Source organism: Pseudodesulfovibrio piezophilus C1TLV30 (assembly GCF_000341895.1).
In the GTDB taxonomy this organism is placed as follows: domain Bacteria; phylum Desulfobacterota; class Desulfovibrionia; order Desulfovibrionales; family Desulfovibrionaceae; genus Pseudodesulfovibrio; species Pseudodesulfovibrio piezophilus.
Map to the genome: position 1 here is coordinate 1,562,891 of NC_020409.1, position 16,045 is coordinate 1,578,935.

At 51.2% G+C, this 16,045-nt stretch carries 16 protein-coding genes and 1 tRNA gene; 4 read left to right on the plus strand and 13 right to left on the minus strand.

The genetic code is table 11. The annotated features are described in order from the left end of the window. Window positions 1–26: 26 nt before the first annotated feature. Entirely contained in the window at window positions 27–1,940 is a 1,914-nt protein-coding gene (dxs, locus tag BN4_RS07490) for a 1-deoxy-D-xylulose-5-phosphate synthase (RefSeq protein WP_231856589.1), read from the plus strand. A gap of 159 nt (window positions 1,941–2,099) precedes the next feature. On the opposite strand, the gene BN4_RS17705 is transcribed toward dxs, so the two are convergent. The 8 genes from BN4_RS17705 to BN4_RS07525 all read right to left on the minus strand — a co-directional run bounded on the left by BN4_RS17705 (window position 2,100) and on the right by BN4_RS07525 (window position 8,857). Continuing rightward, window positions 2,100–2,327 carry a hypothetical protein gene (locus BN4_RS17705; protein WP_015414773.1) on the minus strand — a complete coding sequence of 76 codons (228 nt, stop codon included), beginning with the start codon at window positions 2,325–2,327 and terminating at the stop codon, window positions 2,100–2,102. A gap of 340 nt (window positions 2,328–2,667) precedes the next feature. Next, window positions 2,668–3,156, minus strand: coding sequence for a 4Fe-4S binding protein (locus BN4_RS07495; RefSeq protein WP_015414774.1), 489 nt, complete (start codon window positions 3,154–3,156; stop codon window positions 2,668–2,670). 10 nt (window positions 3,157–3,166) lie between these two features. Next, window positions 3,167–4,246, minus strand: coding sequence for a hydrogenase large subunit (locus tag BN4_RS07500; RefSeq protein ID WP_015414775.1), 1,080 nt, complete (start codon window positions 4,244–4,246; stop codon window positions 3,167–3,169). 9 nt (window positions 4,247–4,255) lie between these two features. Then, window positions 4,256–4,624 carry an NADH-quinone oxidoreductase subunit C gene (locus BN4_RS07505; protein WP_015414776.1) on the minus strand — a complete coding sequence of 123 codons (369 nt, stop codon included), beginning with the start codon at window positions 4,622–4,624 and terminating at the stop codon, window positions 4,256–4,258. Between the two features lie 20 nt (window positions 4,625–4,644). Next, window positions 4,645–5,088 carry an NADH-quinone oxidoreductase subunit B family protein gene (locus tag BN4_RS07510; protein WP_015414777.1) on the minus strand — a complete coding sequence of 148 codons (444 nt, stop codon included), beginning with the start codon at window positions 5,086–5,088 and terminating at the stop codon, window positions 4,645–4,647. Window positions 5,089–5,091: 3 nt separating this feature from the next. Beyond that, the gene (locus BN4_RS07515) at window positions 5,092–5,940 is read right to left on the minus strand and encodes a respiratory chain complex I subunit 1 family protein (protein WP_015414778.1); all 849 of its coding nucleotides are present in this window, start codon (window positions 5,938–5,940) and stop codon (window positions 5,092–5,094) included. Beyond that, a complete protein-coding gene (locus BN4_RS07520; protein ID WP_015414779.1) occupies window positions 5,940–7,835 on the minus strand; it encodes an NADH-quinone oxidoreductase subunit 5 family protein in 1,896 nt (631 codons plus the stop codon). Before BN4_RS07520 ends, BN4_RS07515 begins: the two co-directional genes overlap by 1 nt. Before the next feature lie 338 nt (window positions 7,836–8,173). Further along, the gene (locus BN4_RS07525) at window positions 8,174–8,857 is read right to left on the minus strand and encodes a phosphoadenosine phosphosulfate reductase family protein (protein ID WP_015414780.1); all 684 of its coding nucleotides are present in this window, start codon (window positions 8,855–8,857) and stop codon (window positions 8,174–8,176) included. A gap of 95 nt (window positions 8,858–8,952) precedes the next feature. On the opposite strand from BN4_RS07525, the gene BN4_RS07530 reads away from it, so the two are divergent. The 3 genes from BN4_RS07530 (at window position 8,953) to BN4_RS07540 (ending at window position 9,909) form a co-directional block, all read left to right on the plus strand. Beyond that, window positions 8,953–9,369 carry a pyridoxamine 5'-phosphate oxidase family protein gene (locus tag BN4_RS07530; RefSeq protein WP_231856590.1) on the plus strand — a complete coding sequence of 139 codons (417 nt, stop codon included), beginning with the start codon at window positions 8,953–8,955 and terminating at the stop codon, window positions 9,367–9,369. Window positions 9,370–9,419: 50 nt separating this feature from the next. Further along, window positions 9,420–9,496, plus strand: a tRNA-Arg gene (locus BN4_RS07535). Window positions 9,497–9,657: 161 nt separating this feature from the next. Then, window positions 9,658–9,909 carry a hypothetical protein gene (locus tag BN4_RS07540; protein WP_041720205.1) on the plus strand — a complete coding sequence of 84 codons (252 nt, stop codon included), beginning with the start codon at window positions 9,658–9,660 and terminating at the stop codon, window positions 9,907–9,909. 341 nt (window positions 9,910–10,250) lie between these two features. Here BN4_RS07540 and BN4_RS07545 read toward each other — a convergent pair whose 3' ends face one another. From BN4_RS07545 to purB, 5 genes are all read right to left on the minus strand, one after another. Then, entirely contained in the window at window positions 10,251–12,002 is a 1,752-nt protein-coding gene (locus BN4_RS07545) for a M14/M99 family metallopeptidase (protein ID WP_015414783.1), read from the minus strand. 159 nt (window positions 12,003–12,161) lie between these two features. Then, window positions 12,162–12,869 carry a hypothetical protein gene (locus tag BN4_RS07550; protein WP_015414784.1) on the minus strand — a complete coding sequence of 236 codons (708 nt, stop codon included), beginning with the start codon at window positions 12,867–12,869 and terminating at the stop codon, window positions 12,162–12,164. Further along, entirely contained in the window at window positions 12,866–14,125 is a 1,260-nt protein-coding gene (locus BN4_RS07555; protein ID WP_041720813.1) for a L,D-transpeptidase family protein, read from the minus strand. The genes BN4_RS07550 and BN4_RS07555 overlap by 4 nt, the downstream gene beginning before the upstream one ends. Before the next feature lie 53 nt (window positions 14,126–14,178). Beyond that, entirely contained in the window at window positions 14,179–14,742 is a 564-nt protein-coding gene (pyrE, locus tag BN4_RS07560) for an orotate phosphoribosyltransferase (protein WP_015414786.1), read from the minus strand. After that, window positions 14,735–16,042, minus strand: a complete 1,308-nt coding sequence (gene purB, locus BN4_RS07565) for an adenylosuccinate lyase (protein WP_015414787.1) — start codon at window positions 16,040–16,042, stop codon at window positions 14,735–14,737. Before purB ends, pyrE begins: the two co-directional genes overlap by 8 nt. Window positions 16,043–16,045: the final 3 nt, after the last annotated feature.

Consider the following 16,045-nt stretch of genomic DNA (forward strand, 5'->3'; position numbering starts at 1 on the left):
GTCTTCGCCCTATGAGTCATGCCCCCATGAACAAAACACTCCTCTCGCAGATCAAGGAGCCAGCCGACGTCAAGAGACTCTCGGTTGAGCAACTGGAAACACTGGCCGGAGAGATCCGTGCCACCATTATTACCCAGGTCTCGGGACACGGAGGTCATCTGGCGCCTTCTCTCGGCGTGGTCGAACTGACACTCGCTCTCTTCAGTGCCTATGATATCGGTACGGACAAACTGGTCTGGGATGTCGGCCACCAGGCCTATGCCCACAAGCTGCTCACCGGCCGGGTAGATCAATTCCACACCTTGCGTCAAAAAGGTGGGCTGAGTGGATTCCCCAGACCGGAAGAATCTCCTTTCGACCATTTCGGAGTGGGCCACTCCTCCACATCCATTTCTGCGGCTCTGGGTATGGCCATGGCCCGTGACCTCAAAGGCGAAGACAATGATGTCATCGCTGTTATCGGGGATGGGTCGCTGACTGCCGGTCTTGCCTTCGAAGGCTTGAACCAGGCTGGCGATCTCGGCCGAAAAATGGTGGTTGTCCTCAATGACAACGAAATGTCCATCTCCAAAAATGTGGGAGCGCTGTCACAATTCCTGAGCCGGAAAATGACCACCCCGTTCCTCCAGCGTCTTAAAAGCGATGTGGAAGGATTGCTCGGCGGCATCCCGAAAATTGGTGATGACCTGGCTGGCTATGCCAAACGATATGGGGATTCCGTCAAATCGTTTTTTACGCCCGGTATTCTTTTCGAAGCGTTCCACTTCACTTACGTCGGGCCGCTGGATGGACACAATACGCCATTGATGATCAAGGTTTTCAACGAGATAAAAAAACTCGACAAACCGGTCTTGGTCCATGTCATGACAAAAAAAGGGAAGGGATACGAACCAGCTGAGTCAGACCCGACTCATTTTCACGGTGTTGGGACATTTATCCCGGAAACAGGTTTGGCCAGCAAGTTTTCCGCGAGTGGGCTCCCTTCCTATACGGAGATATTTGGCGCGACCCTCTGCAACCTGGCTGAACGCGACGACAAGATACTGGCCATCACCGCTGCAATGCCAGAGGGCACAGGAACAGAATGTTTTCGCCAGAACTACCCGGAGAGGTTTGTGGATGTGGGTATTTGCGAACAGCACGCCGTGACCTTTGCGGCGGGCCTCGCCACCCAGGGATACAAACCGGCTGTTGCCATCTACTCCACTTTTCTGCAACGCGCCTATGATCAGATCGTGCATGATGTTTGCCTGCAAAATCTCAATGTGAATCTTTTCCTTGATCGAGGAGGGTTGGTCGGGGAAGACGGTGCGACTCATCATGGGGCCTTTGATCTCAGCTACCTGCGCCATATTCCCAATCTTGTAGTTATGGCCCCCAAAGATGAAGCTGAATTGGCTCGCATGATGGCAACCGCTTTTGAATATGACGGACCATGTGCCATCCGGTATCCCCGAGGAACCGGCGTCGGAGCCGAGGTATCGAAAACACCGCAGAAAATTGCACTCAGCGAAGGGGAACTGATGCGAGATGGTTCTGACGCCGTAGTCATTACCATCGGTTCACGTGTTTACCCTGCCGTGGAAGCGGCCATGGAGTTGGAAGAAGTCGGCCTGGATATAGCTGTTTTCAATACCCGCTTTGTCAAACCCCTGCCTGAAGAACACATTCTGGAGCTTGCAGGACGATTCAATATCATCTTGATGGTGGAAGAAAATGCTCTTGCCGGGGGATTCGGCTCTGCCGTGATGGAATTTCTCAATGCAGCGGGAGCCTCTGACGGCAAGACCATCAAACGACTCGGCATCCCTGATGAATTCATAGAACACGGCACACAGAAAGAACTCCGTGCCCTGCTTGGAATCGACAAGAACGGTATCAAGAAGACACTGAAAGCTCTCTGCACGGGGCGAACCAACGACTCAAGCAAAAAAGCCTGACGCACACAGATACCCCATTCACAAACAGCAGGCCTTGCGCCCCCTTCAAAGGGGGCCGATACGGTGTCACTGCTGCATATGGAGTCCCCCCCCACCATTTGTGAACGACTCGTAGAATGTGTGAAAAAAGCTCCACCTGACCAGGACATTCATCGAGCCTTACTGCGCCTGACTGGAACCGAAATCCACTTTATGCGATGGCACCCCCAGAGCTGCTACCAATAGACCGTGACACAGCGTGCTGCCTAACCCCAATCCGAATGAACGGCACACCAGCACGCCACACAAAGCGATGAGAATCCCTTTTTCGCGAAATGCCCACCGCCGCGACCGTCTCGACTGAGGTTCTGTTGCAACGACCTGCCCACTTTTTTCACTCATTTTCATGCAAGTCCCCTTCTGCTGATGCCAAACAGGGAAGTAAAGCAGGAGTCTTTGCAGCAAAGACAGGGTGCGTCCCGACAGATTGAATCACCACGCATGAATACTCCTACCACGATTGCCCTCACGCTAAGATGAAAAGGTGTCCCCATGAAGACACTTTCGTGACATCCCTGATGACAATTGTGACACGGGAGATTGTCCACTCAAGAGTCTCAACCTGTATTTCATACCTTTCTTGCGACGTTTTTTCCCAATGAACCAGAGCCAATTTCTCTGCATAAGAAAACCCCGGACAGTTTCCTGTCCGGGGCTGGAGGGATGAGTTCACTCTCAATTCTTTGAATCAACTCTTTTTCTGAGCGGCTTTCATACCGCCTTTTTTGGTCACGGGTTTGACGTCATTTCCCGTTGTCTGTGCATCGGCTTTCTTCTCGGGATAAGCCGTATCCTTGGCCGCAGCATCCTTTACTTTCGGAGCCGATGCCTTTTTCTTCGGTTTTGGAAGCGTTCCTTTCTCAATCCATGTAATGCGTTCCGTCATCGGTTTACGATGAACATTTTTCATGGAAAGGCACTTGGTCGGGCAATTATCCACGCAAACACCACAGTAAACACATGCGTGCGGGTTGCACTCCCATGTGGCTTCCGGCTTGGTGACCGTTATGCACTGACTCGGGCATTTGCGAGAACAGGTCCCGCAAAAGATGCATGAATCAATGTCTATGATCAATTCACCCCGATATTTGGAAAAAGGCTCCCGGACCTCGGAGGGATAGTTCCTAGTCGCCGGTTTCCTGATCAGGTTCTTAAGGACAGTGGGTGTAAACAGCATGGCGATCTCCTTAGCGTTCGGTGCAACTGATGCACGGGTCGATGGCAAGGACGATAACCGGCACATCAGCCAATTCGCAGCCGGGCAGCGTTGCCAGAAGCGGCGGGATATTGGCAAATGTGGGGGTTCGAATACGCAGTCGATCCAGATGCTTGGTACCGTTACCTTTGATATAGTACATGCACTCGCCACGAGGCTGTTCAACACGCATGAACGCTTCTCCTTCGGGCGGGTTCCCTTTCACCTTGACGTTCAACTCGCCCTCGGGGAGCTTGCTGATAGCTTGACGAACCAGGTCCATGGATTGCAGGCATTCACGAAAACGCACAGTGGAACGTGCCCAACAATCGCCAGCCATTTCCACCATGGGTTCGAAATCGATCTCGGAATAGCCGCCATAACCGAGCATGCGCATATCCTGCGCAACCCCGGAACCACGCAGCATAGGACCGGCTGCACCCAGTTCCCAGGCCTGCTCCTTGGTCAGAACGCCCACGCCAACGGTCCGGGCCTTGACCGAATAATCATTCATGATGGTATCCTGAAGAGCGCGGACTTCCTTTTCCACTATATCGACTTCGGATAGAATCCATCGGATCTGGTCGGGCGACAAGTCGGCACGCACTCCGCCAATGACATTGACGGACACGATCACACGACTTCCTGTCGTCGCTTCATTGATATCCATAATCCGTTCACGAATCTTCCAGAACTGCATGAAGAGAGCTTCAAAACCGAATGCATCGGCAAAAAGTCCCAACCAAAGCAAATGGGAATGGGTCCTGTGCAGCTCGGACCAAATGACCCGCAGCATTTCTGCACGCTTGGGAATCTCGACCCCCATAAGCTCTTCGACAGCCTGGGAATAGCACACAGCGTGGATCATGGAACAAATCCCGCACACGCGCTCACAGACCTGAATCATCTGTCTGAAATCACGGATATCAGCCAATTTCTCCAACCCGCGATGGACATAGCCCAAAGCCGGAATGGCCTCTTTGACGATCTCGTCCTCAACCTTGAGCGTCAGATGCACTGGCTCAGGCAGGACAGGATGCTGAGGACCGAAGGGAATTACGGTAGTTGCCATTTCAGCCCCCTATTTTTTCGGCTCGATCTTGACGTTGGACACCAGCGGAACCTGGGTGACCTCGGGGTCAAGATAGAGCGTACGATTAAAGTCAAGAACCAGGCCGTCAAAGGAGACGTTCCACTGGTCACGAATTTCATTTTCCACCAACAGAGCGGAGAAGTAGACCCCGGACACACTGGGGATGGGTTTATCCATATCCGCAACGAGTCGCAGGTGGGTCACTTCCAAATCCTTATCAAAATGATACAGGATGCCAATCCTGCTCTCGTCCTCTTGATAGGTCGAGAACGTGATCAGACGCTGCCCATCATTCTTCATAGTCATGACCTCACCGACAATGGTGTCAATGGTCACGTCAATTACTTTACCTTTCATGATTCACCTCGTGTTGCAGCCTAGCCGGCTTCTTCCACTTTTTGCGCGAACTTGCCAAGACCGACGACAACGCCGTCAATAATGGCTTCGGGCTTGGCCGGACAACCGGGAACGTAGACATCCACGGGAATAACCTTGTCAACGCCGCCAACGACGTTGTAGGCCTCGCGAAAAACACCGCCGGTATTACCACAAGCGCCTATGGCGATGACGGCCTTTGGCTCGGGCATTTGGTCATAGATGTTTTTGAGCACCTTTTTATTGCGATGGTTGACCGTGCCGGTAACCAGAAGCACATCAGCGTGTTTGGGGTTACCGACATTGATAATACCAAACCGCTCCACATCGTAAAGCGGAGTCAGGCAAGCCAGGACCTCGATATCGCAGCCGTTACAGCTTCCGCAGTCATAGTGCATGATCCACGGGGACTTGGCGCGAGATTTCTTGATAAATGAACCGAACATGATTTACCCCGCGTACAGCCAGATAAGGTTAACAACAGACATGCCCATGCCGAGCACCCAGACACGCTTGAGCATCCAGCGCCAGGTCATTCGGGCCATGGTGTTGTCCACCAGGATTTCGAGCATGTAGGTGACGATCAGCAGGACGGCCATCCACATCACGTTGGTGGACCAAAACAGGGAGCACACACCGAGGACGAGGACTGTCTCGTACCAATGTGCTATCTCGATAAGAGCCAGATATGGCCCTGAATATTCAGTAAGAACCCCCTTAACCAACTCCTGATGCCCATGATGGGATGTAGAGAAATCAAAGGGAGACTTGCGCAGCTTGATAGTCAAGGCATACCCAAGAGCCAGGTACAGCAACGGCATCTTGCCCAGTAAAGGCTGATTCAGATTCCAGACCGCTTCAATGGAAAAACTGCCGGTAACCAAATAAATACCGACAAAGACCAGAATGAGAACAGGCTCATAGGCGAGAATCTGCATCAACTCTCGTTGTGCCCCGACTTGGGAGTACGGAGATTTTGCGGCCATGGCTCCCATGACCAAAAACACCGCTCCAATGGCCTGAATGAAGAAGATCAGCAACAGATCGCCTTGAGCGAAGAAAAGCGCCACAGAGACAGCTGCCGCGATCATGTAAACCCATGAGCACAGGATCTGCCACTGGTTGACAACCATCTTTTCCTTGCCCAGGAGTTTGGCCACGTCGTAAAAGGCCTGCATGATCGGCGGTCCCTGCCTGGACTGAAACCACGCGGTGATACGACGATCAAGACCTGCGATCAAACCTCCGAGAAGGGGGCCGGCCACAAGGCCGAGAATGATGAGAACAAGTGTATCCATTATAAAGCCCCTCCCAGCATGAGGACGATCAAAGCGACCGCCAGAGCGTTGAAGACCGGAGTAAGCTTGCCTTCTGCGAACAGCTCGCCCATGTACATGTTACTGGCGGCAAACGGCACGATAGAATTCATGGGACCAACATAGGCTCCGTCCTCGGCAGCATTGATCCCGCCAGTGTACGGAGGCATGACCCGGACCGTGCGAAACCCGGACGCGGCCTTGACCGCATAGAGCAATCCCAGACCCAGAATGATGAACAAAGGCACGACCGCAAATGAACCGGTCGCCGCATCAAGTGATCCGAAACTCATGGTAAACGGAGCAACATCAAACATTGGCGCTATCATGGAATTGTATATCCACGGAGAAGCAAGCGAGAGCACCACGGCTCCGACACACAGTATCGTCAGCGGCAGTCGAATCAAGGTCGCCTGTTTCTCTGCCGGTGCATCCGCATTGCGGGACGCCATGAGCGAACCGCCCCAGCGTGCCCAGTAAACCACAGTCAGGGCCGATCCCATGGCCAGCATGACAATCACATAGATATTCGACGCACCAGCTTCAAGGGCCATCCATTTCCCCATCAGCACACCAAACGGCGGCAGAAGCATGGTCAGGATGCCGATGATCGTGATCAGCGCGGTTCTGGGATGCTTGGCATAGAGACCTCGCATATCTTCGATATCACGTGATCCGATGGCCTGCTCAATGGTCCCGACGCACAGGAAGAGTAGAGACTTGGATATGGCGTGGAAGATGATCAGCATGACTGCGGCGGTGATGGCGAGCGGTGTATTGATGCCAGCGCAACAGATGATCAATCCCAGATTGGAGACAGTGGAATACGCCAGAATCTTCTTCCCGTTGGACTGGCCGATGGACAGGGCGGCACAGGCCATGAAAGTAAATGCGCCGCACACGGCCACACCGTCGGAGAGCAGTGTTCCTGCAAAAGCAGGAGCGAAACGAAGTATTACATAGACGCCCGCTTTGACCATGGTCGATGAGTGGAGCAAAGCCGAAACCGGGGTCGGTGCGACCATGGCACCGAGCAGCCAGCTCTGAAACGGAATCTGGGCAGCTTTGGTAAAGCCGGCAAGACAGAGAAAACCAACTCCGGTAACCATCAATGCCCCTTGAGGCCCCGCAGCCAGAAGAGCAGATATATCGAGAGTCCCGGCCTGCGCATAGACCAACATGGTGCCTATGACAAAGGCCAATCCTCCAAAAGAGTTCATCCACAATGCCCGCACTGAATTTCTGACGGCAACCGGCGTTGCATCGTGCCCGATAAGCATGAATGAACACAGGGTGGTCACTTCGAAAAAGAAGTAGAGCCACATGATGTTATTGGCGAGGACCAAGCCGTTCATCGCTCCAAGAAAAAGGACCAGAAAGAAGAAGAACCGCGGCTGGCGAGACTTCTTCAGTTGTAAATGCTCCTCATGCTCTTTCATATAAGGGAGAGCAAAAATACAGATGAGCGAACCGATAACGGAAATAACCAACACCATGATCAGGGAGAGCTTATCTCCCACCAAAGCAGGGACATCCGCATGTTCGAGAACAACACACTCGAACCACACGAGCAGCGCGGCCTGAGCCAACGTAAAAGCCTGGATCAAAACACTTTTGTGCTTATATCCATAATAGAAAATGACACCCAGCAATGCGAAATCCAGAATCGTAACCAGAAAATCACTGCTGATGCCCAGGAATGAACCGACCGCAACCGGTTCAAAAGTTCCCTGGCCGAGCAACCCAAGCGAAGCGACCGCAAGGATTGCGCCAGTGGCAACGACTGTCAGTGTCCGAACGGCATGAGACCGAACGAAATAACAGACAGCTGCTGCAACCGCCGGCAAAAGAACGAGAAGCAGAAGCAAATTCGACATGATGACCTCGTTTCAGATGATTGAAGACGAGTACAACGAACACTCTAAATCCGGATCACCTCCTTCCGGAAATAGCGTGCGAATGCACCTAACCCTTAGCCTAGTAAACAAGGGTCAATAGGTGAAGTATGGGGATAGGTCAAGGGGGGGTAAAAAATTGTTTGATCAATCAACACAATAGGTCAAGTCTTTGGTATTTATATACTAACAGGTAACAGCGACAATATTGTAGTTATATTCCCGTATAAAAAGGTGGGAAATTTTGTGAATTTGTGTGCAAAAAATCGGGTCAGGACTATTTCCCGAATGCGTAAAATTGAAAAAGGCGATACTTCACATTAGAAATATCCCAGGCTGGTGAGGGTCTCCATGACACGTTCCTTGGCCTGATCTCGCCCCGAACGTTCTTCGGCTCCCTCTCCCGGCTTGGTGGTACAAGGCTGACAACCGAGCGATCGGTATCCCCTTTCATACAATTCACAAAAAGGGAGATTAAATCTGGAATGAAAAGCCCAAATATCCATCTCTGTCCACTCAAGAATGGGATTGACCATGACATGGTCAGGTCGAGTGCGAACCTCAAATTCCTTACGACCTGCCCGATCGGGGTGCTCATCACGTCTGATACCCGTCAGCAGATGGGTTGCGGCCTGATCTCGAATTGCCTGTTGAAGCGGCTCGACCTTGAGTTCACGGCAACATGACACAGGATCGACAGCCAGAGGGTAGTCTTTCAGAACAATGTTTGGCCGAGCTATAGTCAAGTCAACGTCCCATTCAACAGCAAGTCTATCTCGAAAAGCGATGATTTCTGTGAACTTACACCCAGTATCCAAATTAATGGCCCGAACTGATCCCCGGCCGCCATGTGCCATGACAGCCCGCCATATGAACAGGACCACTGTTGAATCCTTGCCACCGGTCCAAGCCACCTGCACTGCACCCGGTGCGGCAGAGGTTGCAACTTCGAGCAGAATCGCTTCAGTTGCCTCTATTTTCTTCTCCAAAGTCATATCAGACATCAAGACCTCGTCTTCCGTAATTCTGAAGTACACCACTTGTTATAATTGCCATGATCAGAAAGAAGACCTACCGTCCATCCATGAGCAATGACAACATGAAAATCATCGAAGACCTCGTGATCAACGAGGAGTTCTGCATACTGGCCACCTCTAATGGAATAGAACCATGGACCTCACTCATGACGTTTTTCGCAGACCATGCAGCCATGAAGTTTTACTTTCTTTCACACAAGAATTCGCAAAAGAGCAAAAATATCAAAAGAAATCCTCATGTCGCCATCCATATTGATAGAAGGGAACACAATCTTTCACTCACCATCGCTGGAGTGTACTCTCCAATCAAAAAGCAGCAAACTGCGGAAGCAATAAAACATCTTATTCCAATTAAACATCCTGAATTAAAGGATTTTATAGAAGACGACAATGTTGAATTAATTCGAATCCAGGGACAAAATGCACAATTGATGCACGGATTTTCCGATAAATTTGAAATAAAATTAAAGAATTCCTAAAAAACTTCTTGACGGGAAAAGCCCCTGAGCATAAATAGTTCTTCCACCGCGCGCCCGTGGCTCAGCTGGATAGAGCATTCGGCTACGAACCGAAAGGTCGCACGTTCGAATCGTGCCGGGCGCACCAGCGAAAATAAGCCTTCCATCTCCATGATGGAAGGCTTTTTTCTCGTCCAAAAAAACCACTTTACGGGCATATAAAATCGATAATTCCTTCAATTTATTCATTTTTCAAAAAAACCATTCTCAGACTACCCTCGTCTTCCCTTTTTTGCTAAGACTCCTGCCATGAAATGTAACAAATGTGGAACGGTCAACAAATCTACAGCAACGCATTGCAAAAAATGCCACATCCGATTTATTCGGCAAAGCGATAAGATAGCCCGAAAGGTCATCCTCTCACCACGCATAGCTATGGTATGTGGTTGCTTCCTTCTCATACTCGGGGCCATACTGCTTTCCAATGATATCGACGCTTTTGCCACGGTGACATGCATTACCGGAGCCGCACTTCTCGCAATTGGCGTCCTTTCCAGCTAGCATACATCAAATTCCTTCCTGATATCAGTAGAAATCGTTTCACGAAAAATGCACCAGGACATCTTCATTTCGAAGTCCTGATGCATTCTTCATCATTCATTGTGACAGCCCGACTCTCCTCCTTAAGGAGCAGAGAAGTGTGCTGCCTTGAACAAAAGCCTGCTTAACGCAACGGGCTTGGCAGAAGATGAGTTGAAAATGGAAGCCTGACCATGACAGCCTCAGAAAGAATGCACAAGAGAACGAAGCTCCCACAGTGAACCCTGCCACGTCCGTCCTCCAGGCCCCCACATGGCTCCAACGCTTCATGTGGAAGCCGCCACAGTGACCTGAGGCTCAATCTAGTAGAGCGACAGATCTTCCCGTTGTGCTAACCCGCCTGCCGTAAAAGTCATGGACCCCAAATCTCCAAATGTCGTGGCCTGACGAACGGTCAGTTTGAGTGGCTTGGCATATTCTACAGAGAATGGTTTGCCTATCTGTAAAGGGATATCCCCGGCTGTTGCCATGAGCTTGTCACCAGGACCATTACTCCATGCGTCTTCAAGAATATATTCACCAACCGGCAAATGATAGTTGCCACCGGCACTCCATGGAACAAGAAGCGACTGTCCCTGCTTATCGGCAAGGCGCAGTGCCAAGACTGTTCTTGGAGCTATATCAATCGAAAAAGAAGCACTGGGAGCACCGGGCGTTTCGCGGACGACCCTGTACCGGACAGACCCCTTCCTGTCTGATTTGAGACTATATCTCGACAGGAAATTCCCGGGATCAAGAATGATCTCCCAGCCCATATCCTGCCCATTATTAGCCCATGGGATAGCCACAAAACCCTTGAGATTGACAACTTCCTGCCGATGACTGCCCCAAATACCTTCCAGAATCAGTTGGTCCCCCAGAACGGTATGCAGTACCTCACCGTCTCGGACAAAAATTGGATTGCCATTGAGCCAACAGACAAAAACGGGTTTGTCGCTCTTGGTAGACGCAGGCATTTTCCCTGTCCAATGGACGCGAGTCCGTGCCACTCGTTTCCCATCGCTTCGCAATTCCAATTCTGAAAAAGGCTCCAAGGCCATGCGCTTGGCCTGCATCAGATTCACTCCGGGGCGATCTGATGCAAAAAGCGCGAGTTCAGGAGCAAATTCCCTGGCCCCGGCAGAGACACGCTCCACAGCGAGAGTGGACCCTGGAGCAAGGTCGATGGTGGAATCGGACTGCAACAGTCGACCGTTCACACGAACCTGGATTCCCTTTCGCGCATACGCTCTAATATCTTTATTGCTGAACTTCGGAGGAATAACCTGCACACCGAAACGATTGAGGAGCATGATCGTGGCTGTCAACTGCTGCCGTACCTTCCATCCTATTTGCCGAATATCCTTGCTGACTTCAACGGCCATAGCCGGGATACCATGTTCAGCCAAGGCATAGCAGGTAAGGGATTTTCGCATCTCCGGATAGCTGGTTCCCTTATCAAAGGTTCGTGTATTGAACAGCTTGAATTGGTAATCAGATGTTCCGATGGAACTGTTGAGTTCATTCAAGACCGAATTGACCGTATGGGCAAGATCGATCTGCTTGTAGACAAGAGTATCGACAATGATCGACTGCCCATACCGTTTTGGATTGCGCAGCTTGTCAACATAGGTCGGATTGTAAAAACCACTCCCCTCGTGCAGATGGATAAAAGCGCTGCTCTGAGCCAGGAGGAAACGAATGACCCGAGCGACCCTGTCTTCGTAAAAACGGTTGTAATTCCTGTCAAAACGCCGGTTCATATCCACATTGATCTGCCGTTTATGCAGATTGATGGAGGGAACATTGGCTCGGGGCAGAATGATCAGGTTGCCACGAGTCACTTTGGCCTGAGTGAGCAACTGAGCCGTAACAAATCCAGACGTTTCATCCCCCTGGATGCCCCCCTGAACCATAATTGTCGGACCAGGTATATCCCCTTCCAAGTAGACGACCTTCAGGGGATATTGTGTACCATTAAAAAAGGACTGCTCCCAGGAATCGGCGCTCGCACATGGAGCCAAGCCCATTATAGCCAAGCAAAAAATCAATATTTGGAAAAGGATGCGTCTCATAGAAGTACTCCTGACCTTTCCTATACAGCCAAGCGGTACAACTGTCGAGAAAGGGTGATATGCACAGCACAAAAAAAGACCAGATATCCATACGATCGTTCCGTATGGAAGGCTGGCCCGACTCTTCCGACCAAAAGGCCGATACCGTCCGTCAATGAATCAAGAAAGGATGTGATAGAAAGGATATGTCTCGGCAAAGATAACATCACCGTCCTTCCCCTTGATTTCAAGCCTCAACCCGAAGAGGTCTTTCTGCTCCAACCCTTCAGGGAGGGAAAAAGTCGTTTGGATACGCTTGAATCGCTGAATCTGAAAACCCAGATCACTTCTTTTGACTTTGGCCTCGACGAGAGAACCATCCTTGCGGACAAAATCAATATCCCCCTCTCCGATGACAGCTTTGGAGGACTGAAGGTTATTCAACTCGAAACTGACACTGACCTTGCGTTTGGCAATGCGGGCCTGAATATTTTCAACTCCGACCTGTTGCGTATCGACCCGAACAAACACCTTGTTAAGATCCACCTCGACCCGCTCCACCTGCTTTCGCTCGACTTCACTGGTTGCAGCAGAGAGCAGCGATTGCAATTCGGCAGGATCATAGGATTGGAGGATTTTCTCCATATTGCCGAGGCGCTCCAATCGGACCTCGGCATCGGCAAGCCGTTGTTCCAAGGCTTTGTTCTCACCTTGGAGAGTTCGGTTGATCCTAAAGCCGCGGACGCCCATGTAGAACCCTCCAGCGGCACAGATAAAAAGAAATATTTGTATGAATACAAACATCTTGAGCCAAAAGGGACTGACACGGTACCGGGTCACGTCTCGATCGTCCCTCATGAAGAGCACGCTGTATTTTGAATCGCTCATCTACCCCGTCTCCACTGCTCACTTTCAATCTTCCATGATTCGCCGTCCGGGACCAGAATCATTGTCTTGCGACCGATATCCGAATACCCGCCACTATCCTCGAACGTCTGAACGAAGACGACCTGAAGCCCTCTGGGGTGCGAGGAAACCTTCAACCCGTCAATCCCGACCTTAACAGGAGCTGTCTTTGCCCACAATGTCTTTTTGTAATTGATTATACGGGTTGCGCCACGCCGTGCCCCCTGGACAGCCCTCTCGGCATAAAGCTTGCCATACGCATCTACATCCATATTCAACCATGCAGTTTTCCAAGCTTCGACCAAGGCGACGGCTTCAGGAGTTTTGACAGCCATGTATTTGTCTGAGAGATCTTCGCGAGCCGGGACATATTCACGTCCAACAATCCGCCATTGCCCTTGTGCGTCTTTCTTCCAATAAAACCGTTTGCCCGTTGTGGAAGCCATGCCAGGAGTACGGTAATATTGGTCAAACCAAGTCACCCAATAATCAGGGCCGGGAATGGCGCGAATATTGCCAAGCATGACATGAATCCATGGTTTTGCCGCAAACACATGACGCTTATGGGCAACAAACCCCTTGAAGTCGATATTCTCCGAAAGCACCATGAGGGCGGGGTCGTAATGATCAAAAAAAGCTTCACTTTGATTCTGCCAGTCATTGGCCCACGCCTGCAACTGACCAACCACGGCTTCAGCTTCCCCTTCATCCTGACCGGAATCAGGTGTCCATTCGACATCGCTAGCAATGACAACAGGAGTCCCATAGGCAATCTCCTGGGCCACATTTTTCATGTCCGGAACCTTGAGCGCCACACATCCTCTGGTATCCCGAGGCAGAAAAGTCTTTCCACGCCCATGAATCCAGATTCCGCTCCCGGTCTTTCCGTTAATACGGTCTATCGGGTTGGGATAGTTCAAGGAATATGCAAGATTGCCATAGAGATCCCAGTTCAGGGAACGGTTTATTCTATAGCCGACAAAATACACGCCTTCAGGGGTTCGCAGATCACCTTCCACCAATTTATCACCCACGGATTGTCCCGTGGTACAGGGAAAGCGACGCACCTCATGCAGGGGCGACTTGCGTTCCAGCATGATCAGCGTCTGAGCGCCTTTGTCCACAGCCAGAATCCGTTCGGGACCGTAGTTGTGGGATGACAACAGCGGAGTCCACCCCTCGGCCAAGGCCGGAGCAACACTCATGAAAAAAGACAAAATGACAATCAGTAAACGCATGAGATAATCAAGCAGCTCCTTGCGCCTGGAATCCATACCCCGAACAGCGTATGCTACGCCCTGCCTCCGGCAGACAACAATTCAGCACGGGTAAAGATGGAGCTAAGCTCCAATCCGGCCTCTTTGAGTTTCTCCCGTCCACCTTCCTCACGATCCAGCACAGCCAGCACACCCACAATTTCAAGCCCCGCGTCCCGCACGCGTTGGGCCGCCGTTATGAGCGTGCCACCGGTGGTACACACGTCCTCCAGCAGGACGACCTTATCACCACTCTTGAAATTGGCCAGCCCCTCAAGATACTGATCCGTACCATGCCCCTTGGACTTCTTCCTTATGATGAAGCCGGGCATGGGGCGTCCTTCAAGGTGCGACACCACGGTCACACTGGAGACCAGAGGGTCTGCGCCAAGGGTCATACCCCCAACGCCTTTGGCGTCAAAATCCTTGAGCATTTCAACAAAAAGACGGCCAATGAGATAACTTCCTTCAGCATGAAGTGCGGTCTGCTTGCAGTCGAAATAATACTCGCTTTTCTTTCCTGAGGTCAATGTGAAGTCACCTTCACGATATGAAAGTTCAAGCAGGAGCTCGGCAAGCTTCGATTTCAATTCATTCATGATACTCTCCCTCAAAAACACGACTGAAGACCACATCCTCGTACCGTTTGTAATACGAGGGGTCGAAGGCTTCGTCAAGGTCGTTAGCCGCAAGATGTTTATTTACTTCCGCATCCTTGCGAATTTCGTCTTCGAACTGGACACGCCCTTCCCAGCAACGCATGGCTACTTTCTGCACCATTTCATAAGCGGCCTGACGCCTGAGGCCGGTTGCAATGAGCTTGTTCAGCACCCGCTGTGAGTAAAAAAGGCCAAATGAACCCATAAGGTTACGCTGAATATTGTCTTCCTTGACCACAAGTCGTTCCAGCACACCACACAGACGATGCAGCATGTAATCAATCAATGCCGTGGTATCAGGCATGATCATACGCTCCACCGAGGAATGGGAAATGTCGCGCTCATGCCACAAGGCCTGGTTCTCCATGGCCGCCACGGAATTGGAACGAACAAGCCGGGCCAGACCGCACAGGTTTTCCGCTGAAATGGGGTTCTTTTTATGAGGCATGGCCGAAGAGCCTTTCTGTCCTTTGGAAAACCCTTCCTCGACTTCCAACACTTCCGTGCGTTGCAAATGCCGGAGTTCAAGACCGAGACGCTCTATTCCCCCGGCAAGCATAGCCAGGGAAGTGAAGAATTGCGCATACCTATCTCGCTGGATGATCTGGGTCGAATGCGGGTCGGCCTTCAAACCGAGGATGGCACATGCTCGCTCTTCCAGCTCTGGGCTGAGATGGGCAAAGGTGCCAACGGCACCTGACAGTTTTCCCACGCGAATATTCTCACGGGCGGCTTCAAAACGTTCCTGATGCCGTTTGAACTCAGCATAAAATCCTGTGAATTTGAGACCATATGTCGTGGGTTCCGCATGAATGCCGTGAGTCCGTCCCATGCAGAGCAGCCCCTTGTGCTCATGGGCCATGGACTTGAGAACATCAAGGATACGGCTGATCCCTTCCGCGATGATATCCGCAGCGCGGGTCAGCAACACCCCATTGGCGGTGTCCACGATATCAGATGATGTACACCCGAGATGGATGTAACGAGAGCTGGGGCCGACTTTCTCTTCAACGGAAGTCAAAAAGGCGATAACATCATGCTTGGTGGTTTCTTCGATCTCAAGGATACGATCCAGATCGAAATCCGCCTTTGCATGAATTTCTTCGCAGGCATCCATGGGAACCTCGCCCATGTCAGCCCAACCTTTTGTCACGGCCAGTTCTACTTCCAGCCAGACCCTGAATTTATTCTCCAGAGTCCAAAGTTCTCTCATTGCCGGTCGGGAATATCTCTCAAGCATAAC